Source organism: Xenorhabdus budapestensis, from assembly GCF_002632465.1.
Classification (GTDB): Bacteria; Pseudomonadota; Gammaproteobacteria; order Enterobacterales; family Enterobacteriaceae; genus Xenorhabdus; species Xenorhabdus budapestensis.
The window spans coordinates 96,068-118,108 of sequence record NZ_NIBS01000004.1; the positions used below are offsets into that span (position 1 = coordinate 96,068).

The window sequence follows — 22,041 nt, forward strand, 5'->3', positions numbered from 1 at the left end:
AGGTTGCTAATGATAAATCACAAACGGCGATTATTCCTATTTCTCTGTACTGAATATACTCCGCTAATCACATTGAGCAATTTAGACCCGTTTGCCCTGGGTGGAAGAAGCGGAATTAGATAAGCCCATCGATATTTATTTGAAACTTAATAGTGGTATGAATCGTCTGGGATTTACCCCAGACGAATATCCGCAGATAGTTTCAATGGCAAATGGGATAAAAAATATTAATTCAGTGACTTTAATGACGCATTTCGCTAATTCCGATAATGAAATTGGTGTTGATGGGCAATTCACCGTTGTTAATCGGCTGAATATGAATTCACTCCCTCACTGTCTGGCTAATTCTGGGGCAGTCTTATGGCATCCGCAAACACATGGTGATTGGGTCAGACCTGGAATTATTCTGTATGGTGCATCTCCCAGTGGGAAGTGGCGTGATATTGCGGATGTAGGCTTAAGACCAGCGATGAGTTTAAAAAGTGAAATCATTGCGGTTCATGATCTTGCCAAAGGAGAGAATATTGGTTACGGCAGCCGCTATACCACCCAATGTATGACTCGTGTGGGAACAGTAGCATGTGGTTATGCTGATGGCTATCCACGACATGCACCAACAGGAACGCCGATTATTGTTGATGGTATCCGTACTCGCTTATTGGGTGCTATATCAATGGACATGATGTCGGTTGATCTGACTCCATGCCCACTGGCAACAATTGGCAGTTCAGTCGAATTATGGGGTGAAAAATTACCGGTGGATGAAGTCGCAGAGTCAGCCGGAACGATTGGTTATGAACTGCTATGTGCTTTGGCCAGACGTGTCCCGGTCGTTGTAGAGTAGCATCAGTTTTTAGACAGGCATTTGTTCGTGCAGAGTTTTGTGCGAAGTTCTGTACGGAATAAATGCCTGTTCAGAACCCACACATTACCAGACTCAACTTTTATTTTGGCGGCAACGAATAACGGTAGCAAGTCTGCCTGGAGAACCATTTTTAGAAGGTTGAGGGGTGTTGATACGTGCAGTTTCAACGCAGGCAATGTTCTTATAGCCTTCCTTACTGATATCTTGCATGCTACTCGCTAGCTCAGCACCGGGATTCCAGCAGACTACATCACTATGGTGATAATGGTGAATTTCAATGGTACGTTTCCATAACTCATCCCTAATCAGACTGAAATTCTCTGGCTCTGTATAAATGCGATCCGTTCTTCCTTGGAAGCGCAAGTCTTCATTAGTGTATTGCTCTCTGTTTGTAACAGTATCAATAAAGTGATTACCTAACCCGCTGACCCGGATTTGATTGATGTTACTGATATTGAAGTAAGAGTGTAGGGCACAAGTGACTTGATAATCTCCGTGAGATTCCAGCTCTATTTCGCAAGTCTTCCCCAATTTAAAACGGGCAATAAGTGTGAATTCATGTGACCACAATTGTTTTGTGTATGCGCTATCTTGTAGTGTGAACATCAAAATCACACCATTCTCATTTTCATGATGAGCTTTGAATTCCCACGGTAATATCCGGGCAAAACCATGACTTGGTGTGCCCAGAGAGCCAAACCAAGGCCAACAGATGGGGATACCACCACGAATGGCTGTACCCTCGCGGAGTTTTGTATTATTGCTTAACCATAATACAGGTTTTTCACCGCAGGGTTGCCATGCCATAAGATGAGCGCCCTGGATACTGATTGCACCCCGGATTTTGGGATGAGAAATCACAATCAGCGGGAATTCATCAATATTCCTTTGACTGATATAAGGAGATATTTGTTTTACAATCGGTAATGAGAAAATTTTATCAAGCATCTACATGACCTTATATAAACCTGAATTGGATAATTGGTGAAGGCAAGGATAGCTTATTGCGGAAGAGAGGGGAAATAAAGCCACCTGTAAAGGTGGCTTATTAAACAACCGTTGAAAGTTCAATTAGTTAGAGATATGAGCAATCAGATCCAGAACTTTGTTAGAGTAACCAGTTTCGTTGTCATACCAAGAAACCAGTTTTACGAAGTTGTCGTTCAGAGCGATACCCGCTTTTGCATCGAACACAGAGGTCAGTTTTTCGCCATTGAAATCGGTAGAAACAACATCATCTTCAGTATAGCCCAGAATGCCTTTCAGTTCGCCTTCAGCCGCTTCTTTGATTGCTTCACAGATTTCTTTATAAGTCGCTGGTTTTTCCAGACGTGCAGTCAGGTCAACAACAGAAACGTTAGGAGTAGGTACACGGAAAGACATACCGGTTAGTTTGCCGTTCAGTTCTGGAATAACTTTACCTACTGCTTTTGCAGCACCGGTAGATGATGGAATGATGTTTTGTGCCGCACCACGGCCACCACGCCAGTCTTTTGCAGAAGGGCCATCAACCGTTTTCTGAGTCGCAGTTGTTGCGTGAACAGTTGTCATCAAACCTTCAACGATACCAAATTTATCATTGATAACTTTAGCTAGCGGGGCAAGGCAGTTGGTTGTGCAGGATGCGTTGGAAACGATGTCCTGGCCTGCATAGGCATTGTGATTGACACCCATAACAAACATTGGAGTGCTGTCTTTAGATGGGCCAGTCAGAACAACTTTTTTCGCGCCAGCAGTGATGTGCTTACGTGCAGTTTCGTCAGTCAGGAAAATGCCGGTTGCTTCAGCAACAACATCAACACCTACTTCGTCCCACTTCAGGTTAGCTGGATCTCTTTCAGATGTAACGCGGATGGTTTTGCCGTTAACAACCAGATGACCGTCTTTAACTTCAACAGTGCCGTTGAAGCGGCCGTGGGTTGAATCATATTTCAGCATGTAAGCCATGTAATCTGCATCTAACAGGTCATTGATTGCAACGATTTCAATGTCAGAACGCTCTTGTGCAGCACGGAAAACAATACGGCCAATACGACCAAAACCGTTAATACCTACTTTGATAGTCATAGTATTCCACCAGCTATTTTTTAGTGAATTAAAAGTTATTTCTAAAGTTACCAAAATCTTGTCAGTCGTCAAGCGGAATCGTGTCAACAATTGAAAAAGATCAATTTAGAAACCACTATCTGAATGCTCGCTATTCAACCGTAACAAGCTCTACGCCCATCATTATCGGGGTATAAAGAGATATTTAAAGTTATCATTGGTTAGATATGTGAGACTTATCACAATTAGTAAAGTAAATCATTATGTTGAATGCGTTAGAATGCCTTTTAACATTCTAATATTTGCTTTTTGTTGTTTTCGGTGTTTTTTAATTGAAAATATTGGCCTCAAAAGGTGGTTTCCATGGCTAAAAATATCTCCGTTTCTCTGGAGCAGCTTAGTGAAATGCAGCGTTATGTCACGCAGGAAGCAGGTACTGAGCCGCCATTTTCAGGAAAACTGTTGCACAACAAAAAAAGTGGCATTTATCATTGTTTGTGTTGTCATCAGCCATTATTTTTTTCTGATACTAAGTTTGATTCTGGATGTGGATGGCCAAGTTTTTACCAGCCAATCAATGATAAATCCATCAAATATATTGATGATTACTCCCATAATATGCATCGAATAGAAGTGCGTTGCAGTCATTGTCAGGCACATTTAGGGCATGTTTTCCCTGATGGCCCTAAACCTACCGGAGAGCGCTTTTGTATTAATTCGGTTGCCTTATGGTTTATTGATAAGGAAACAGGAGAAGAAACAGCAGGTTAATATCATGACTCCGGGTGTTTTTTAACAAATGCAAGTGTTTTTAAATAAATATAAGCAAAATGAATTGGTAACTAAATTAGAATCGATTCAGCTAAAATATGTAGCCGTAAGGAAATGTCGATGAAGTTGGATGATTTACTCTCTGCCATGACACCTGAGATTTATCAACGATTAGTTCAGGCTGTTGAATTGGGCAAATGGCAAGATGGCGTTCCATTAACACCAGAGCAGAAAGAACATAGTTTGCAAATGGTGATGCTTTGGCAAGCCAGGCATAATCATGATCCTGAACATATGACGATTGGCACGGATGGCCAAATTACGATAAAAAGCAAGCAAGAACTGAAGGCTATATTCCAATCAGAAATGGTTGCTAAGTTAAAACCTCAGTCAGAAGAAGAATGAGCCAAAAAGCTAAAATAATAACCTCGCTCTTTTTAATGAGTCTGCAATAAAAAGACGAGGTTGATTTCAGGTATATTCAGAAAAATTTATAGCAACCTATAGGTTAAGATAATTTTTTCTTTTTCATATGAAATAACTTAAAAAAGCGTTGTTATTTCATTCAATGAAGTTAACTTGGCACCTTTGGCTGTCATTTCTTCAATGGCTCGTTGGCTGTCATCCGCTTGAATATTGACTCCACGGCAACCCTCAACGATCACGTAAGTTTCATACCCATGTGCTAAAGCATCTAAGACCGTAAATTTTACGCAGTAATCAGTGGCAATTCCCAGAATCAACAGGCGATTGATATGTTGCTCTGATAGCCAACCATGTAGTCTGGTAGCATTTTTATGATCGTTATCAAAGAATGCGCTATAGCTATCTATTTGCGAATTTTCGCCTTTACGAAAAATTTTCTGGATAGCAGACTGATTCAGCGCTGGATGGAAGTCTGCACCCAATTGTCCCTGTACACAATGCACAGGCCACCATATCTGAGGGATACCATTTAGTTCCCCCAACTCACCGACAAGCTGACCAGAATTGACGGCAAAACTCATGTGATCGGATGGATGCCAATCCTGCGTTGCGATAATGGTGATGTTGTGTTGCTGACACAATTCAATAGCTTTATTTGCCATTTCGATAACTTCTTCGCTTTCCTTGACCGCCAGAGTACCACTTGTGCAGAAGTCATTTTGTAGATCGATAAGTAATAATGCGGTTTTCATTATATTCCTCGATTTATTTTTTATTTGTCGGAGTAGCTCAATTCTCCGCGTAGATTCTGCTGCATTAGCGAGCGGATTTCTTCGGCTTCGTAGTGCTGACTCAACAAGTAGTGTAGTTTGGTCAGTGCTGCTTCAAAAGTCATATCATAGCCGCTGATCACGCCTGATGTAGCTAGCGCATGGCCATTGGCATAACCTTCCATATTGACTCTTCCAGAGATACATTGTGTTAAATTGACCACAATGATGCCTCGTTCAGTCGCTTCTCTTAAGATTTTTAACAAATCGGAGCGCTGTGGGGCATTACCAACACCATAAGAGCGTAAAATCAGCGCCTTGACAGGTTGCATCAGGATATTTTCAACCACCTGACAGGATAATCCCGGATAGATAGTTACAACGCTGATTGGCTGTGATTTGGTTTGATGTACGATAAAATTGCCATGAGCGGTTGGTATGGGAGCAGTATTAAATGTACGGATATTGATCCCCGCTTCAATGAGTGGAGGGCAGTTGGGAGATGAAAAGGCGTTAAAACCATCGGCGTGGGCTTTAACTGTTCTATTCCCTCGAAACAATTTATTGTTAAAAAATAAGCTAACTTCGTTAACGGGATAATTAGCTGCCAGGTACAGAGCATTCAGTAAATTTGTCTGACCATCTGAACGCAGTGCTTCTAAAGGTATTTGCGACCCTGTCACGATAACGGGTTTGCTTAGGTTTTCAAACATGAAAGAGAGTGCTGAGGTAGTGAAAGCCATGGTATCTGTACCATGCAGGATCACAAAACCATCGTAATCATGGTAATTCTGGTAAATATCGTTGGCGATAATCCCCCAATCATCCGGACTCATGTCAGAAGAATCAATAAGAGGATGATGTTCACGGATCGTGAACGTTGGCATTTCTGGACGGTGGAATTCCGGCATCTGTGCAAGTTGCCGTTGTAAGTGACCAGAGACAGGAATGTAACCATTGGGAGAATGCCGCATCCCAATTGTGCCACCTGTATAAACAACATAGATAGATTTCTTCTGCATGGAAGTACCCCAATAACAGTACCTGATAAAAATATTCAGCCGATTATAGGAGGTATATGGAATAAAAAAAGCCTGATATATAAGGATCAGGCTTTTGGGTATAACTGTTATCGCATTTTAGTAATAACTTTCTAGCGGATATTCTCGCAATTCAGGCAGAACGCATAAATATTCTGCGGATCATTCATGCGATTATAAAATATTGCTTGCTGTTTCATATCTTGTGCAGCCTGAACAAATGATGCTGGCAGCACTGATTGCAGAATATTTGGCATAATTGCCTGAGCAGATGAAGAAAACTCCAGCATAAGTTTTTCAGTGAAGGAAAGCTCTGGTTGCATCCAGTCTAATGATGCTGTTTTGAGGTCGGCTAATTCAACAGCTTTCTTCACCGCATCATCGAAATCACCTAATTGATCGACCAAGCCATTCTTTTTAGCATCACTACCACTCCAGACACGACCTTCGGCGATGTTCTTAATCTCATCTACTGATTTATGCCGGGAATTTGCTACCAGCCCGATAAATTGGTTGTAGCCGTTTTCAATCGACAATTGCATAACGTCAGAAAACAGAGGGTTTATACCTTTTGTTAATGAAATATCAGACAGTGGATGTGTTGAAACTCCATCTGTATTCACACCAAGATGATCCAGGCTTTTTTCAAAGGTATTGAAGACACCGAAAACACCAATGGAGCCGGTTAAAGTATTTGGTGATGCAATAATGTAGTTAGCTGGCGTGGATACCCAGTATCCTCCTGATGCCGCCAGACCCCCCATTGAAACAACGATTGGTTTCTGATTGACCTTTTTACCATTTTCATCAGTACCTTCCCGAATTGCCATGAGTTCACTGCGGATCAGCTCAGATGCGCTGATACTGCCGCCAGGGCTGTTTACACGTAATATAATGGCTTTGATTTTTGGATTCATACGTGCTTCTCGCAGTTGTGCTGCGATTGTATCACCACCTGCTATGTCATTGGACTGTTTACCGTCCATGATTGTACCTTCAATCATGATCACCGCAATGTTACCATTGTTTTGATAACTATTTTGGACTGGCTGTTTAGCAATATAGTCATTAATGCTGATGTAGTTGAAATGCTGATTTTGTTTATCCCAACCAAATTGATGTATCAGTTTCTTTTCAATGACATTCAGAGATGCAATTTTATCGACTAAACCGTTTTGAAATGCATAGAGTGCACCGTTTCCTCCAGCCTTACGGAATTTTTCAATAAACGTGGAAGGATCAGGAAGTACCTGGTCAAGAGGTATTTTCCTGTTGGTGGCGATAACTTGTCGGTAATTGTTCCAAAGTTCATTAAGCCAGAGAGTATCTGCTTTGCGGGCATCATCTGACATATCATTCCGCATCATTGGCTCTACTGCTGATTTGTATGTACCAACACGGAAAATGTGGGTAGAAATTTTCAGATTTTCTAATAATGATTTATAGAACAAATGGTTGGTTGAGAAGCCATGAAGGGACACACTTCCTTGTGGAGCAAGGAATATTTTGTTTGCGTAACTGGCTAAATAATATTGTGCCTGGCTATAGTTATTCCCGATGGCAATAACTGGTTTACCTGAAGCCTTAAATTCATTGATGACTTTGCCTATATAGCTCATAGAAGACTGATCGGCACCAATAAAGTCATCTAACTTCAATACCATACCGGTAATTTTAGGGTCACTTTTCGCCCGTCGGATACTATCAACAATATCGAACACAGAGGTTTGTTGTGAACGGTTGCTGGAGGAGTCAACAAGATCCCGTCCGAGCTTATCCAGTGGATTGAGAACAGACACTTGATCAACAACGATACCGGATAAGTTGACATATAATGCCCCACTATAATCATTGCTTAAGCGGAACTGTTCTTTGTATATGAGAACACCAGTGGTGACTAATACAACTAATAGGATAAAAATCAGGTTGGAAATAAATTGGCGAACGAAATTTAGCAGTTTCCAACTCCATTTAAATATTGCTGCTATAAACTTCCATAAAGTACGCATATCGTCTCCAGTTATGGGGTCAAATAGGATTATCCTAATCAGCTGGTTGATAAATGTCAGCTGGAAATCACGGGAATGATTGAAAAAATAATAACATCTACTCTTTCATTCAGTAATGAATCAACAGAGAATGTCAGATCGTGATAGGTTATCTTATTCAGGAGGAAATTATGAATGCTTTGGAACTTTTATTGAATCGTCGTTCTGTTTCACGTTTAATCGCGCCAGCTCCGGAAGGAGAGGCATTGCAACATATTTTTGCGGCAGGAATGCGAGCACCAGATCATGGATCATTGCGTCCCTGGCATTTTATTGTGATGCAGGGGGAAGGGATTGATAAATTCAGCTGTTTGCTCGAAAAATCAGCAATTGACGGTGTTATGGGTGAAGATGTGGTGGAAAAAGCAAAAAACGCACCTTATCGAGCACCTATGATTATTACTGTTATTGCCAAAGTTGTTGAACATGCAAAAGTGCCCGTCTGGGAACAAGTTGTGGCGGCAGGTTGTTCAGTTCATGCTATGCAAATGGCTGCGGTAGCTCAGGGGTTTGGCGGAATATGGCGTTCTGGCTCCTGGACTGAAGATCCGACAGTCAGAGCGGGTTTGGGCTGTGAGGAAAATGACAAAATTGTTGGATTCCTCTATTTGGGCACACCGGAACTTAAAGCTCCGACGAAAGGTTCAACACCAGATTTAACGGGTTTTGTCAGTTATTTCTAAAGTGATTGCTAAAGTGACTGGTGATATTGCCAGATGCTGTGGATCAGATGTGGTGGGGAAGATGAAAGCCGCCGCATCAATCCACTTTTTTAGTTTGATTGCCGTAGATGAACTGACTGAACCACGCTCAAACAAAGTATTGATTGAAGTTTTGAATAATTCCATGCGTCTTTTTATTGCAGAAAAACCTAGCCTGGCACGAGCCATTGCCGATGTTTTACCAAAACCTCATCGTCGGGGAGATGGGTTTATTGAGTGTGGTAATAACCAATTTGTTACCTGGTGTGTAGGCCATCTGTTAGAGCAGTCTGAGCCAGATGCTTATGATAGCCGTTATGCACGTTGGGTATTGGCTGATTTACCGATCATTCCTGAAAAATGGCAGTTGAAACCAAGAGTAGCGGTTGCCAAACAACTTAATACGATTAAATCTCTTCTGGAAAGGGCTGATGAAATTATTCATGCCGGAGATCCTGATCGTGAAGGTCAATTACTGGTGGATGAAGTATTGGATTTTTTGCATTTGGATAATAATAAAAAGCAAAATGTCCAACGCTGCCTGATCAACGATTTAAATCCACAGGCGGTACTTAAAGCGGTTGAGCGTTTAAGGAGTAATCGAGAATTTATTCCTCTATGTGTTTCAGCACTCGCCAGAGCTAGAGCGGACTGGCTCTATGGCATTAATATGACCCGTGCCTATACATTGCTAGGGCAGAATGCCGGCTATCAAGGGGTGTTATCTGTCGGACGTGTTCAGACTCCTGTTCTGGGATTGGTTGTTCGTCGTGATGAGGAAATAGAGCATTTTGTACCGAAAGATTTCTTTGAGGTTAAAGCTTATATTGTTACTCCGAAAGAAGAACGGTTTACGGCTGTATGGCAACCCAGTGAATCCTGTATTGATTTTCAGGATGAAGAGGGCCGGATTATCCATCGGCCTTTAGCAGAGCATGTTGTAGCGCGCATTACGGGGCAACCTGCTTATGTTACTGCGTATCAGGATAAACGGGAATCAGAAACGGCACCGTTACCATTTTCACTCTCTTCATTACAGATTGAAGCAGCTAAGCGTTTTGGTTTAAGTGCTCAGGGTGTATTAGATATTTGTCAGCGACTTTATGAAACGCATAAATTGATCACTTATCCACGTTCTGATTGTCGTTACTTGCCGGAAGAGCATTTTGCAGGGCGTCAGGCTGTCTTAAATGCCATTTCAGTTCATACACATTTATTACCACAGGATGCGTTGGATACAGAGAAAAAGAACCGCTGTTGGGATGATAAAAAGGTAGATGCCCATCATGCGATTATTCCCACAGCCCGAAGCAGCCAGATTAATCTGACAGAAAATGAACACCATATTTATGGATTGATTGCCAGACAGTACTTGATGCAGTTTTTCCCGGATGCGGTATTCCGCAAGTGTACGATCGAGCTTGACATTGCAGGTGGAAAATTCATAGCAAAAGCTCGTTTTCTGGCAGAAGCTGGCTGGAGAACCTTATTGGGTAATAAAGAGCGAGATGAGGAAAATGAAGGCACGCCGCTGCCTGTTGTTACCAAAGGTGATGAACTCTTATGTGAAAAAGGAGAAGTGGTGGAGAGGCAGACTCAACCACCGCGTCCTTTTACTGATGCGACTTTATTGTCTGCTATGACAGGAATTGCCCGATTTGTACAGGATAAAGCACTAAAAAAAGTGTTACGAGCAACAGATGGTCTGGGCACAGAAGCAACGAGAGCAGGTATTATTGAATTACTGTTTAAACGGGAATTTCTGTACAAAAAAGGGCGCTATATCCATGCAACACCTGCGGGGAGGGCGCTTATCCATGTATTACCTGATATGGCTGTATTGCCCGATATGACAGCGCATTGGGAGTCAAAACTAACACAAATCAGTGAAAAGCAAGTCCGCTATCAGGATTTTATGTTGCCTCTTCACGAAACGTTGCAGCAGTTGATTTGGCAGGCAAAACAGTATCGAAATTTGAAAGCTTTTAGGGAGTTACCCCCTGTTCCCGTGAAAGGGAAAAAGAGTAAAAAGAAGAAAACAAAGACTGACAAAGCTGGGTAGATAAGGTCAAAACGATACAATTTAAAACACCATAAGAAAAATCCAGCACTGAAATCGTAGCGGTGCTGGATTTTATTATTATTTTGAGAATCAAATTTTAAATTCAGCCCAAACAGGAGCGTGATCAGATGGTTTTTCCATGCTACGGATACCATAATCTATACCAGCAGAAAGGCATTTTTCCGCTAATGGACGACTGGCAAGCAATAAGTCAATGCGAAGCCCTCGGTTATCGTCAAACCCTTTCGAGCGATAATCAAACCAGGAGAATTGATCGTTGATCTCAGGATGATGTGCCCGAAACGTATCGATGAGCCCCCAATTTTTAAGGCGTTCCATCCACTCTTTTTCTTCCGGTAAGAAAGAGCATTTTCCGGTTTTCAACCAGCGTTTTTGGTTATTTTCACCGATCCCAATATCAAGATCAGTCGGACTGATATTCATATCTCCCATAATAAGAATATTGGATTCCGGGGATTGCTTTCTTTCCAGATAGGTTTGTAAATCTTGGTAGAATTTTGCTTTTGCAGGAAATTTGACCGGATGATCACGGCTTTCACCTTGTGGAAAGTAACCATTAATTACAGTCAATGAGCCTAGAGGTGTTTCAATATTTGCCATGATAATACGACGCTGCGCATCATCCTCATCCGTAGGAAAACCTTTCTGAACTTCAATTGGCTTCTGGCGTGTCAGCAGGGCCACACCGTAATGGGATTTTTGACCGTGATAGAAGACATGGTAACCAAGTTTACTAACTTCTTCCAAAGGGAACATCTCATCATGAACTTTTGTTTCTTGTAATCCAATCACGTCAGGCTGATGTTGTTCAACAATCGCAGTAAGTTGGTGAGGGCGAGCCCGCAGGCCATTAATATTGAATGATACAAATTTCATGCCGTTATAATCACCTATAGAATATTTATCTTTTTAATCTTAACAGATATAAAAAAGGATGTAACCATTTATTAAATAATAATTTAAAGTAGGTTATCTTGATATTTCACTATTTTACTCTTATATGCAATGTTATATTGAGTATAATGCTCTTATTACTCAAATTTAAAGTATGTAATAGTGATAAATATTAAAAAACACATGATGAGTAAATGATGAATTAATGGATAAATACTTATTTAATTAATCATTCTTTGTTATATTCAACACCTGATACTATATTTTTAGGTGAGTGTTTTTATTCTTAAAATTTATTCTGTGTCACGCATTACAAAAAATAATTAATGAAAAAGTAGAAGAGTTAATCAATCTCTGATAGAAAATTGAACTTGTAGACCATGTTTATATTTATTAATGGTTTACATTCACGATGGAATATTCATCATGATACAGGTGAATAATATAGTTCATCTGAACCGCATTTTTGCATCAGGGGCTGGCATTACATATAAATGCCATTTGAAAAATAGCTATTTTTATTGTACAAAATTATACCTTCACAATATCAAGTTTGATTTAGCGGTTACCTGATGAGAAGGCCATTTCAAGGAAATTATTTTAGCCACAAGTTACATAGGAACGGTGAATTATGTTTTTTTCTCGTAAATTAGAAGCATTCATGGCGGTGGTGGAAATGGGTTCTTTAAGCAAAGCGGCAAGAGTGATGAACCGTACGACTCCCCCAGTCGCTAAATCAATTAAAGACTTTGAGGCGACGTTAGGAAAGCGCTTATTTAAAAGGGAGAAGTTTGGGATGATACTGACTAAAGATGGAGTGGAACTATATAATGACCTAAAAGAACTTTATTTGAAAGAAAAGGAAATTACAAAGAAACACTTTAGCGGAACTATTTGTAACAGTGTCAATATCTACTACGATTGGGGGAAAGACAGACATCTGATTTCACTTTATAAAGCAGCAGACAGAAATAATGCTCAAGTTAATATATTACGCTTTAGTTATGATAACATTGATGAAATAGTTGACTATGAGGGCAATACGATAATTTTAAGCTCAGAAAAAATACTCAGTGATAGATTCAGCTTGGTTCGTAAAATTGAAAGGCAGAATTTAGGTATTTGCTGCCGTCAAGAGTTAATAGATGAAGCTAATGGTGATTTAACTCAATTATTGAAAAAGAAAACGTGGTTGTGTGATCCAGTTCTCTATAAAAGCGATTTTATAAAGAATTTGGAAGAGGATATGATAAAGAACGGAGAGAAAGTTAATATAAGACAAATGGACAATATGGAGTGCTGTCTTAATTTCATTCAATCCAAAGATTATATTTTTATTACAGATGCCCGTTCTGGTGCGTTGGAGGAAGGAAAAAGCCTAGGCTTTATTCCAATATCACGGGCTGATGCAGTTAATCAGTGTTACGTTTATAAATCTAAATCCCACTCAAGTGTGTTAAATCGTTTTATCGACTCCGTTAGTGATATGGAGTAACCGATTGCATAAGCGGAGCAAATTGCAGATCCTCCAGAGCTCCGCTATTGGTATCCGGTGAACACGTAATTTTACGATATTCATTTGCTCATTGAGTAAACTAGATTGTTCTTCCCCCAAGCAGTATATCTGTTAATTTTAACAGTAAATGCAAATAATGGAATGTACCTTAGGATATGGTGGGGGAAGGATGATGCGCCATTTCTCGTTTTTCACCTTCCGGCTAACGTGCTGTGCGTAATCTCACTTTGCTATGTTCAATTCTCAATTAAAACTTCGATCGAAGGTCTTTGTCCTTGCTTTCAGTAGTTTTTATTCAGGAATGGGTAAGATGACATAATTAGATGGTGGTGGGGGAAGGATTCGAACCTTCGAAGTCTGTGACGGCAGATTTACAGTCTGCTCCCTTTGGCCGCTCGGGAACCCCACCAAATTTTGAATCGTACACTGTCATTATCAGCGGACGGCATAATATCAAATCAACCGCCGCTGTAAAGTAGCTATTTGAAAATTAAGTATTGAACGCTGTTTTTTTAAACTTTATGCTCGAATACCATTCCATTAGGGTATTTTGTTATCGAATAATCACTCTGTTATCTAACAAAAATACCCTTAACTTATCACAGAATAATAGTACGGTTACCATACACAAACACACGTTGAGAAAAAACCGAGTGTAATGCTTTACTTAGCACATTTTTCTCGACATCTCGTCCTGCCCGCATCATCTCTTCAGCAGTATAACTATGATCCACGTTAATCACATCCTGAGTGATGATAGGGCCTTCATCTAAGTTATCATTGACATAATGTGCAGTGGCTCCAATGATTTTGACCCCACGCTCATAAGCTTGGTGATAAGGACGGGCTCCTATGAATGCTGGTAAGAATGAGTGGTGAATATTAATAATTTGATTTGGGTAATGCTGAACGAATGCCGGTGTTAAAACACGCATGTACTTGGCGAGTACAACATAGTCAGGGTTATATTGATCTATCTGCGCCATTAACGCTTCATCGTGCTGTTCCCGGCTCAAACCTTCATGGCTGATATGATGGAAAGGAATATCAAACTGCTCAACCAATGGCTGTAGGGTGGTATAGTTGCCAATAACAGCGGCTATTTCTACATCCAATCCTTCATAAGCACTCTTTACTAATATATCACCGATACAGTGGGCTTCTTTTGTTACCATGATGACAATACGACGACGACCTGCTGTATTCAATTCACGACTTGAGCCAACAGGAAGAGCATCGTCTAGGTCTGTCAGAAATATTTCATCATTAAAGATACCTTCCAGCTCTGTACGCATGAAAAAGCGGCCAGTGAGATGATCGACAAACTCACTATTTTGTACAATATTCAATTGATGCTTGTAACAAATATTTGTGATCTTCGCGATTAATCCTTTGGAATCAGGACAAATTGTACGCAAGATTTTTTTTTGTATAATTGCGTTTTGCATGGATAACGTGATCCTCAAATGTTTTTCACTGTGTGTGAATGGTTGTGTTTAAAATATTTAAATATTGATTTAACTACAGCATTTTTTATATTTTTTGCCCGAACCACATGGGCAAGGATCATTGCGTCCTGTTTCAGGGCGAACACCATCTATATAGAACCAATGTTGGTCAATACGCAAAAAACGAGAACGCTCATGTATCAATTGCCTATATTGCTTTTCCTGCTCAATAAAGCAAGCTGAAAATTCGACGTAGGCTTCGTTATTATGTTGCCCTTTATTTGTGTTGATTACATTCAACCCTAGCCACTGTACACCAACAAAGCTTTGTTCTATTTCTGAACGCCAGGTTTCTGCCTCACAATCGGGATGCCAGGTTGTAATCAGATAATCGACATTCTCCGTCACATAAGCGCTATATCTGGAACGCATCAGAGATTCGGCATCTGGAGCAGGGTAGTGATTATCAATATAAGGGCCGCAGCAATATGCGAAAGGTGAGCCGCTGCCACAGTGACATATTTTTGTCAAAATAACTCCGGTTAGATTAAAAAGGTTGTTGTTAATATGACTAATACTGTAAAGGTATGTAAGCGTAAAATATATATTCGTATAAATAGTTATGATTGATTAGATTACCATCAATAATACCTGAATACAGGCTGTAGCTGCAATGTTTAGTGAGAGTACTCTTATTTATGCTTCAGAAAATTCATTTAACAGCTATTTGATATAAAGGTGTATTCAGAGTGTATATATCAGTTATGTAAATACCATAGTATGGAAACCATAATTAAATTTTTATTCACTGTATATCTGGCTGTGTTAGCTGGTATACTCTGGCGCACTATTTTTTTAGGTATGTGACTTTTTTCACATATACGATTTTTCACTTATACGATTTTTTAGAGAGTTGGTGCTATTGTTATAGCTGCAAAAGGAGTTTTTTAGCTATAAACATAGCTGTGGGAGACTATGTAATGTCAGTAATAAACAAAAAAGTAAAAAAAGCTGTAATCCCTGTTGCTGGTTTGGGAACCAGGATGTTACCAGCTACTAAAGCTATTCCTAAAGAAATGCTGCCTCTGGTTGATAAGCCACTTATTCAATACGTTGTCAATGAATGTATTAAAGCAGGCATTAATGAAATTATTCTGGTTACACATTCATCCAAAAACTCTATAGAAAACCATTTTGATACCAGCTTCGAACTAGAGGCAATTCTCGAGAAAAGAGTGAAACGTCAGCTCTTGGACGAAATCCAGTCGATTTGTCCTAATCATGTGACGATCATGCAGACCCGTCAGGGGATCGCTAAAGGATTGGGACATGCGGTGTTATGTGCTAAGCCACTTATTGGGGACGAACCATTTGCTGTTATTCTGCCGGATGTTATCTTGGATGAGTACAGTACAGATTTATCGAAATACAATTTGAGTGAGATGTTATCACGTTTTAACGATAGCGGAACAAGTCAAATATTGGTTGAACCAGTTCCTGTTGAGAATGTTTCTGATTATGGAATTGTAGATTGCTTTGGAGAAAACCTGCAACCAGGTGACAGTAAACCAATTGCCCGTGTTGTTGAAAAGCCTAAACCAGAAGAAGCCCCTTCAAACCTTTCCATTGTCGGTCGCTATGTATTATCTGAGAAAATCTGGCCATTATTGGCAAAAACAGCACCAGGAGCGGGGGATGAAATTCAGCTTACCGATGCCATTGCCATGCTGATGGAAAAGGAGCCGGTTGAGGCGTATCACTTAAAAGGCCGCAGTCATGATTGTGGGAATAAATTGGGTTATATGCAGGCGTTTGTTGAATATGGTATGAAGCATAAGCAGTTGGGAGAATCATTCAGAGACTGGATTATGGCTTTGCAAGATCAGATTGAAAAATAATCTATTAGTACTTTAGGATGTGAAATGAAAGTTACTGTATTTGGTATTGGCTACGTTGGCTTAGTCCAAGCGACCGTGTTTGCCGAAGTCGGACATGATGTACTTTGTGTTGATGTTGATACAAGAAAAGTTGAAAACTTGAAGAATGGCCATATTCCTATTTTTGAACCGGGATTGGAATCCTTGGTTAAAAAAAATTATGCGGAAGGGCGTCTGAACTTTACAACGGATGCTAAAGCTGGCGTCGCACATGGCAAATTACAGTTTATCGCCGTAGGAACACCTCCTGATGAAGATGGCTCTGCCGATTTGCAATATGTCACTGCTGTAGCTCGGACTATTGCAGAGAATATGGATAACTATAAAGTGGTGGTTGATAAATCAACCGTTCCTGTAGGAACTGCGGATAAAGTCAAAGCTGTCATGCAAGCAACTTTGGCTGAACGTGGAGCTAATATTCCATACGATGTTGTTTCCAATCCTGAATTTTTGAAGGAAGGGGCCGCAGTCGCTGATTGTATGCGTCCTGAACGCATTATCATTGGCTGTGATAACGACAGCGTGATTGATGTGATAAGAGAGCTGTATGAGCCGTTTAATCGTAATCATGATCGCATGATTGTTATGGATATCCGCAGTGCGGAGTTAACAAAATATGCCGCTAATTGCATGTTAGCAACCAAAATTAGTTTTATGAATGAAATTGCTAATCTGGCAGAAATGCTGGGGGCAGATATTGAACATGTGCGTCAAGGCATTGGTTCTGATTCACGTATTGGGTATCACTTTATTTATCCGGGTTGTGGATATGGCGGTTCGTGTTTCCCCAAAGATGTGCAGGCATTGATTCGCACTTCTGAACAAATCGGATATACCCCCAAGATTTTACAGGCAGTAGAGCAGGTTAACGAAAAACAAAAAAGGAAATTACCTGTTTTTGTTAAGCGCCACTTTGGTGATGATCTATTTGGCAAGACATTTGCAATATGGGGATTATCATTTAAACCTAATACAGATGATATGCGAGAAGCATCAAGCCGTGTATTGATGGAAGTATTATGGGAAAGTGGTGCCAAAATACAAGCTTATGATCCAGAAGCTATGCAGGAAGCTCAGCGTATTTATGGACAGAGAGATGATCTTGCGCTGATGGGTACAAAAGAAGCTGCATTAAAAGGTGCAGATGCTTTGATTATTTGTACAGAATGGCAAAACTTTAGGGCACCTGATTTTGATGTCATAAAAGATTCACTCAAAACCCCGGTTATTTTTGATGGACGTAATCTTTATGATCCTGAACGTCTGCAATCCAGAGGATTTATATACTACGGAATTGGTCGTGGTGCCTCTATTAATCCAGTCATTTGAGTTGTGATATGAAATTTTTAGTCACAGGTTCCGCTGGTTTTATTGGTTTTCATGTTAGCCAGCGGTTATTAAGTATGGGGTATGAAGTTGTCGGCATCGATAACATCAATAATTATTATGATGTTAATTTGAAGCAGGCAAGACTAAATTTATTACTCCCTCATCCGGGGTTTAAATTTGAAAAATTAGATCTGGCTGATAGAGTTGCAATTTCGGAGTTGTTTTCTGAACACCAATTTCAACGAGTTATCCATTTGGGGGCCCAGCCAGGTGTTCGTTATTCAATACAGAACCCAATGGCATATATTGATGCCAATATCGTTGGTCATATCAATATTCTTGAAGGATGTCGTCACAATCGCGTTGAACATTTATTATATGCGTCTTCAAGTTCAGTATATGGATTAAATAAAAAACAGCCATTTTCTACTGATGATTCGGTTGATCATCCAGTTTCTTTATATGCTGCTACCAAAAAAGCTGATGAATTAATGTCTCACAGCTACTCACATCTTTATCAATTACCAACCACAGGTTTACGGTTTTTTACAGTATATGGCCCGTGGGGACGCCCTGATATGGCCTTATTTAAGTTTACTAAAGCTATGTTGGAGGGGAGGTCTATTGATGTTTATAATCATGGTAATATGGTAAGAGATTTCACATATATTGATGATATTGTCGAGTCTATAACCAGATTACAGGCCATTATTCCCACTTGTGATAAAGATTGGTCGGTTGAAGAGGGACAGATATCTGCCAGCTCTGCACCATATCATGTTTACAATATTGGTAATGGTCAGCCGACAAAATTGGGTAATTTTATTGAAGCGATTGAATCGTCATTAGGTATAAAGGCAAAGAAAAACTTTATGGATATTCAGGATGGTGATGTACTATCCACTTGTGCTGATTCTAGCGCACTCTACGAGAAGATAGGTTTTTCACCCAACACACCAGTGAAAGAAGGTGTGAAACAGTTTGTTGATTGGTATTTGGATTTTTACCAGCAGACTTAACATTAGACTTAGTATTAGAATAGTAATAAAAAAAGGAGCTGTTAGCTCCTTTTTTAACTCTGTGTTAATAAAAAACTAAGTCGATGTTAAATGCTTTTTCTCACGTTGGGAATAATAAGGGAGTTTAAACCGTTAATATAACCCATGGTGTTTCGTACATCAGCCTGTAATTAACTTAGTTAGATATATTAACTATAAAACAAAAATACCCTTGACAGGGTATTTTTGTTATTAGTTTGCAAAATAACTGATTAGATCAGAAAATCTTCCAGTGACTTGCCTTCTTCTTCAACTGCTTTCTTGATTACTGCTGGAGTACGGCCTTGTCCAGTCCAGGTTTTAATTTCACCATTGTCAATGTATGAATATTTAGCTGGACGTGCAGCACGTTTAGATTTACCAGTAGTTTTACCACTTAAAGCGTCTACTAAATCGCTTAATTCAATACCGTCTTTTTCCAACATTTCACGGTATTCTTGAAGTTTACGTGTACGTTCTTCTATTTGAGCACGAGCTTGGCTTTCTTCATCACGACGTTCTTCAACAACAATCGTGAGTTTTTCCAGCATTTCTTCTAAGGTGCTAAGTTCACATTCTCTTGCTTGCGCGCGCAAAGTACGGATGTTATTTAAGGATTTTAAATTTTCGCTCATTGTCCTGGTCTCAAATTATAATGATGATGGCTGATGTATGGATAATAATAGAATGCTATTTTATTTTCTGCAATAGTGAATTTACTTTCTCAGGCTAAAACATCCCATTTTAAAATGCAATTTTTTTGATAATCGATATATTGTGTTTTAATTCTACTATTGGATTTATCATTTCTCGATAACAGTTAGACATAGATTACTCAAAGCAGAATGAGGATAAACTCGAACATATAAAACTAATTTATAGTCAATCCGTAAGAGATGTTAACTGTTCATCCCAAAATAAGTTGATGTCTAAAGGAGTAATGAAATTTTTTTTATGGGTAATCTATTGGTTATGATTATAGCGGAGTAAATTGTACAAAAGTAAACCTCTTTGATTATTAATATGCAAAGAATAGAATAAAAAATAGCTATTTCTTTCTAATGTTAAATTTGTTCATTTGTCATGCAATAAGTACTTGTGGTGCTGATTTTATATGCACAAATGTGACGATTATCATGAAATTATTCATTTAATATTTGTTCTGTTTTTTTCTCCTATGCCTTATTTGGTCAATAACAAAGGATAACCTTAAGTTGAGTTTGTGGTAAACTTACGGTGATATATCGTTTGGTTAAATTTGACAAAAGGATGGACGGGCCAATGGCTCAGCTTTATTTTTATTATTCTGCCATGAATGCAGGAAAATCAACTTCCTTATTACAGTCTTCTTATAACTATAACGAAAGAGGAATGAGGACGTTGATTTTTACAGCAGAAATTGATACCCGATTTGCAAAAGGGAAGGTGAGTTCCCGCATTGGTTTATCCGCAGATGCCTTGTTGTTTTCACCGGCAACTAATATCGCTGAACTTATCAGACATGAAAACAAAGTAGAAAAGATTCATTGTGTTTTGATTGATGAATGCCAATTTTTAACAAAAGAACACGTTAAACAGCTTTGTGAAATTGTTGATTACGATGATATCCCTGTTCTTTGTTATGGTTTAAGGACAGATTTTCAGGGAGAGTTATTTAGTGGTAGCCAATATCTTCTCGCTTGGTCGGATAAATTAGTTGAATTGAAAACGATTTGTCATTGTGGAAGAAAAGCCAGCTATGTACTGCGTTTTGGCAGCGATGGCAACGTTGTTCATGATGGTGCGCAGGTTGATATTGGGGGCAATGAAAAATATGTCTCAGTGTGTCGCAGGCACTATTCTGATGTCATTCGTGATGCTAAGGCTAAAAAAACTGAGCGGACATAATGCCTTTTGTATGAGTATTGTGATTAAGTTAAAACAAATGAATTAATAAAAAGGCATCGGGTATACCTGATGCCTTTTAAATCACATTGGTTTATCATTTCTTATTATTTTTCTTTCCCTTTAGATAAGACAGGCTCTATGAATTCACGGCCATAAGAGGAATCCAACATTAATTGCTTCAATTCAGTAATTAACGGATGCGAGGATTGGCACTGGTACATTGTTCGTCAAAGGCACCCTCTGCCAGTTTATCTATTTTTGCCAAGAACTCGCTTTCTTGAAATCCGGCTTCACGAATTGAAGAAAGAGTCTGTCACGATAAAGGTATGTTTTACCCCGTCTGTCGCGATTTCTTCCAAAGCGACAGGCAGGGAACCACGTCGAAAATAGCAGTTGAAGTCGGATTAATTGTCGGCCCATTCCTGATTCAGATACAGCTAATATTGCCAGAGGAATGCGGGCATCAGCAGCAAGAGCCACAGCACGGAATATGTGGTCAACTTGTTCTTGTGAAAAACTGGAGAATAGTTAAGTGTTAAGGATGTATTTTTTCTGAGAGTTTCTGTTTGAGCACAGCTTATCATTGACTGGTTTCCAAATAGTGATTTAGATCATGAAAACAGCAAGCTGACACCATTTAGTTAATAGGTTTTTGTTATTAGATATCAAAAAATTATTAGGACTGTTTTTAAATATTATTTAATTTTTATGGAGTATTTTGTTAAATAAATCTTGATAATATTTTTTTAGAAGAAATAAGTGAAAAATAATTAATAGACAACCAATAAAGAGTATAGATAGTTGATAAAAGCATTTTCGTATCTTGCCAAGAACTTACTTTTTATATTTTATTTGATAATTTGCTTCTTCTCTCTAAAAAATACTGTTTTTTTTCACACTATATTGCTTGCTATAGCGAGTCATAATTGGTGTCTTGTTTCACCATTTTGTGATGAATATGGGTTTTTAATCTGTGATGATTGCATTTTGTTAAAATAATGTTTATTTTCTTTTTTGTTGGAGTCTTTAGGTGTTCCGATAGATAAAAATAAATAAAAAATCATTTTTTATCAGTATCTTATTGTTATTTATGTGAATGTATTCTATGTAAGAATAAATAATTACTTTAACAGCTTAATAAACATATTATAAAAAATATCATAACAAACCTTATAGAGATTGAATGTCTAACACATAAATTGTTCTTATTTAATAAAATGAATTGTCGGGGTTGCTAGATTAA

General features: G+C 39.1%; 19 protein-coding genes, 1 tRNA gene and 2 pseudogenes. 11 read left to right on the forward strand and 11 right to left on the reverse strand.

The genetic code is table 11. The features are described 5' to 3' along the window. Window positions 1–88: 88 nt before the first annotated feature. A pseudogene (gene alr / locus Xbud_RS05985) lies at window positions 89–844 on the forward strand (alanine racemase); the annotation flags it as partial. Window positions 845–937: 93 nt separating this feature from the next. On the opposite strand, the gene Xbud_RS05990 reads toward alr, so the two are convergent. Both Xbud_RS05990 and gapA read right to left on the reverse strand, forming a co-directional pair. Further along, on the reverse strand, window positions 938–1,813 hold the full coding sequence (locus Xbud_RS05990) for a D-hexose-6-phosphate mutarotase (RefSeq protein WP_099135208.1): 876 nt from the start codon (window positions 1,811–1,813) through the stop codon (window positions 938–940). A gap of 123 nt (window positions 1,814–1,936) precedes the next feature. Further along, window positions 1,937–2,932 (reverse strand): glyceraldehyde-3-phosphate dehydrogenase, encoded by a 996-nt coding sequence (gene gapA, locus Xbud_RS05995; RefSeq protein ID WP_099135209.1) that lies wholly within the window; start codon window positions 2,930–2,932, stop codon window positions 1,937–1,939. 342 nt (window positions 2,933–3,274) lie between these two features. On the opposite strand from gapA, the gene msrB reads away from it, so the two are divergent. Then, complete coding sequence (gene msrB / locus Xbud_RS06000) at window positions 3,275–3,682, forward strand: peptide-methionine (R)-S-oxide reductase MsrB (protein ID WP_099135210.1); 408 nt, start codon at window positions 3,275–3,277, stop codon at window positions 3,680–3,682. Window positions 3,683–3,802: 120 nt separating this feature from the next. Continuing rightward, entirely contained in the window at window positions 3,803–4,087 is a 285-nt protein-coding gene (locus Xbud_RS06005) for a YeaC family protein (RefSeq protein WP_099135211.1), read from the forward strand. Between the two features lie 137 nt (window positions 4,088–4,224). On the opposite strand, the gene pncA is transcribed toward Xbud_RS06005, so the two are convergent. The 3 genes from pncA to sppA all read right to left on the reverse strand — a co-directional run bounded on the left by pncA (window position 4,225) and on the right by sppA (window position 7,927). Next, complete coding sequence (pncA, locus tag Xbud_RS06010; protein ID WP_099135212.1) at window positions 4,225–4,860, reverse strand: bifunctional nicotinamidase/pyrazinamidase; 636 nt, start codon at window positions 4,858–4,860, stop codon at window positions 4,225–4,227. Window positions 4,861–4,880: 20 nt separating this feature from the next. Next, window positions 4,881–5,900 (reverse strand): asparaginase, encoded by a 1,020-nt coding sequence (gene ansA, locus Xbud_RS06015; RefSeq protein WP_099135213.1) that lies wholly within the window; start codon window positions 5,898–5,900, stop codon window positions 4,881–4,883. 131 nt (window positions 5,901–6,031) lie between these two features. Beyond that, window positions 6,032–7,927, reverse strand: a complete 1,896-nt coding sequence (sppA, locus tag Xbud_RS06020; protein ID WP_099135214.1) for a signal peptide peptidase SppA — start codon at window positions 7,925–7,927, stop codon at window positions 6,032–6,034. Window positions 7,928–8,097: 170 nt separating this feature from the next. On the opposite strand from sppA, the gene Xbud_RS06025 reads away from it, so the two are divergent. Both Xbud_RS06025 and Xbud_RS06030 read left to right on the forward strand, forming a co-directional pair. Further along, the gene (locus Xbud_RS06025; protein WP_099135215.1) at window positions 8,098–8,649 is read left to right on the forward strand and encodes an NAD(P)H nitroreductase; all 552 of its coding nucleotides are present in this window, start codon (window positions 8,098–8,100) and stop codon (window positions 8,647–8,649) included. A 163-nt stretch (window positions 8,650–8,812) separates the two neighbouring features. After that, complete coding sequence (locus Xbud_RS06030; RefSeq protein ID WP_099135327.1) at window positions 8,813–10,729, forward strand: DNA topoisomerase III; 1,917 nt, start codon at window positions 8,813–8,815, stop codon at window positions 10,727–10,729. Between the two features lie 90 nt (window positions 10,730–10,819). On the opposite strand, the gene xthA is transcribed toward Xbud_RS06030, so the two are convergent. Then, complete coding sequence (gene xthA / locus Xbud_RS06035) at window positions 10,820–11,626, reverse strand: exodeoxyribonuclease III (protein WP_099135216.1); 807 nt, start codon at window positions 11,624–11,626, stop codon at window positions 10,820–10,822. Between the two features lie 649 nt (window positions 11,627–12,275). On the opposite strand from xthA, the gene Xbud_RS06040 reads away from it, so the two are divergent. Further along, entirely contained in the window at window positions 12,276–13,139 is an 864-nt protein-coding gene (locus Xbud_RS06040; protein ID WP_099135217.1) for a helix-turn-helix domain-containing protein, read from the forward strand. 345 nt (window positions 13,140–13,484) lie between these two features. Here the strand turns inward: Xbud_RS06040 and Xbud_RS06045 are convergent. The 3 genes from Xbud_RS06045 to Xbud_RS06055 all read right to left on the reverse strand — a co-directional run bounded on the left by Xbud_RS06045 (window position 13,485) and on the right by Xbud_RS06055 (window position 15,139). Beyond that, window positions 13,485–13,569: transfer RNA gene (locus tag Xbud_RS06045), tRNA-Tyr, on the reverse strand. A 190-nt stretch (window positions 13,570–13,759) separates the two neighbouring features. Next, complete coding sequence (gene purU / locus Xbud_RS06050) at window positions 13,760–14,608, reverse strand: formyltetrahydrofolate deformylase (protein WP_038270172.1); 849 nt, start codon at window positions 14,606–14,608, stop codon at window positions 13,760–13,762. Between the two features lie 69 nt (window positions 14,609–14,677). Further along, window positions 14,678–15,139 carry a YchJ family protein gene (locus Xbud_RS06055; RefSeq protein ID WP_099135218.1) on the reverse strand — a complete coding sequence of 154 codons (462 nt, stop codon included), beginning with the start codon at window positions 15,137–15,139 and terminating at the stop codon, window positions 14,678–14,680. Between the two features lie 449 nt (window positions 15,140–15,588). On the opposite strand from Xbud_RS06055, the gene galU reads away from it, so the two are divergent. Genes galU through Xbud_RS06070 form a run of 3 tightly spaced genes read left to right on the forward strand, consistent with a single transcriptional unit; the run spans window position 15,589 to window position 18,893 of the window. Beyond that, complete coding sequence (gene galU / locus Xbud_RS06060; RefSeq protein ID WP_099135219.1) at window positions 15,589–16,506, forward strand: UTP--glucose-1-phosphate uridylyltransferase GalU; 918 nt, start codon at window positions 15,589–15,591, stop codon at window positions 16,504–16,506. Between the two features lie 24 nt (window positions 16,507–16,530). After that, window positions 16,531–17,874, forward strand: coding sequence for a UDP-glucose dehydrogenase family protein (locus Xbud_RS06065; protein WP_099135220.1), 1,344 nt, complete (start codon window positions 16,531–16,533; stop codon window positions 17,872–17,874). Between the two features lie 8 nt (window positions 17,875–17,882). Then, complete coding sequence (locus Xbud_RS06070; RefSeq protein WP_099135221.1) at window positions 17,883–18,893, forward strand: NAD-dependent epimerase; 1,011 nt, start codon at window positions 17,883–17,885, stop codon at window positions 18,891–18,893. 251 nt (window positions 18,894–19,144) lie between these two features. Here the strand turns inward: Xbud_RS06070 and hns are convergent, their stop codons facing one another. Beyond that, window positions 19,145–19,546: a histone-like nucleoid-structuring protein H-NS gene (gene hns / locus Xbud_RS06075; protein WP_099135222.1), complete on the reverse strand. Its 402-nt coding sequence runs from the start codon at window positions 19,544–19,546 to the stop codon at window positions 19,145–19,147. A 646-nt stretch (window positions 19,547–20,192) separates the two neighbouring features. On the opposite strand from hns, the gene Xbud_RS06080 reads away from it, so the two are divergent. Continuing rightward, a complete protein-coding gene (locus Xbud_RS06080) occupies window positions 20,193–20,798 on the forward strand; it encodes a thymidine kinase (RefSeq protein ID WP_099135223.1) in 606 nt (201 codons plus the stop codon). A 104-nt stretch (window positions 20,799–20,902) separates the two neighbouring features. Here the strand turns inward: Xbud_RS06080 and Xbud_RS06085 are convergent. After that, window positions 20,903–21,102, reverse strand: a pseudogene (locus Xbud_RS06085) (hypothetical protein); the annotation flags it as partial. 22 nt (window positions 21,103–21,124) lie between these two features. Between Xbud_RS06085 and Xbud_RS06090 the strand changes: the two are divergent. Next, entirely contained in the window at window positions 21,125–21,337 is a 213-nt protein-coding gene (locus tag Xbud_RS06090; protein WP_099135224.1) for a hypothetical protein, read from the forward strand. Window positions 21,338–22,041 lie beyond the last annotated feature (704 nt).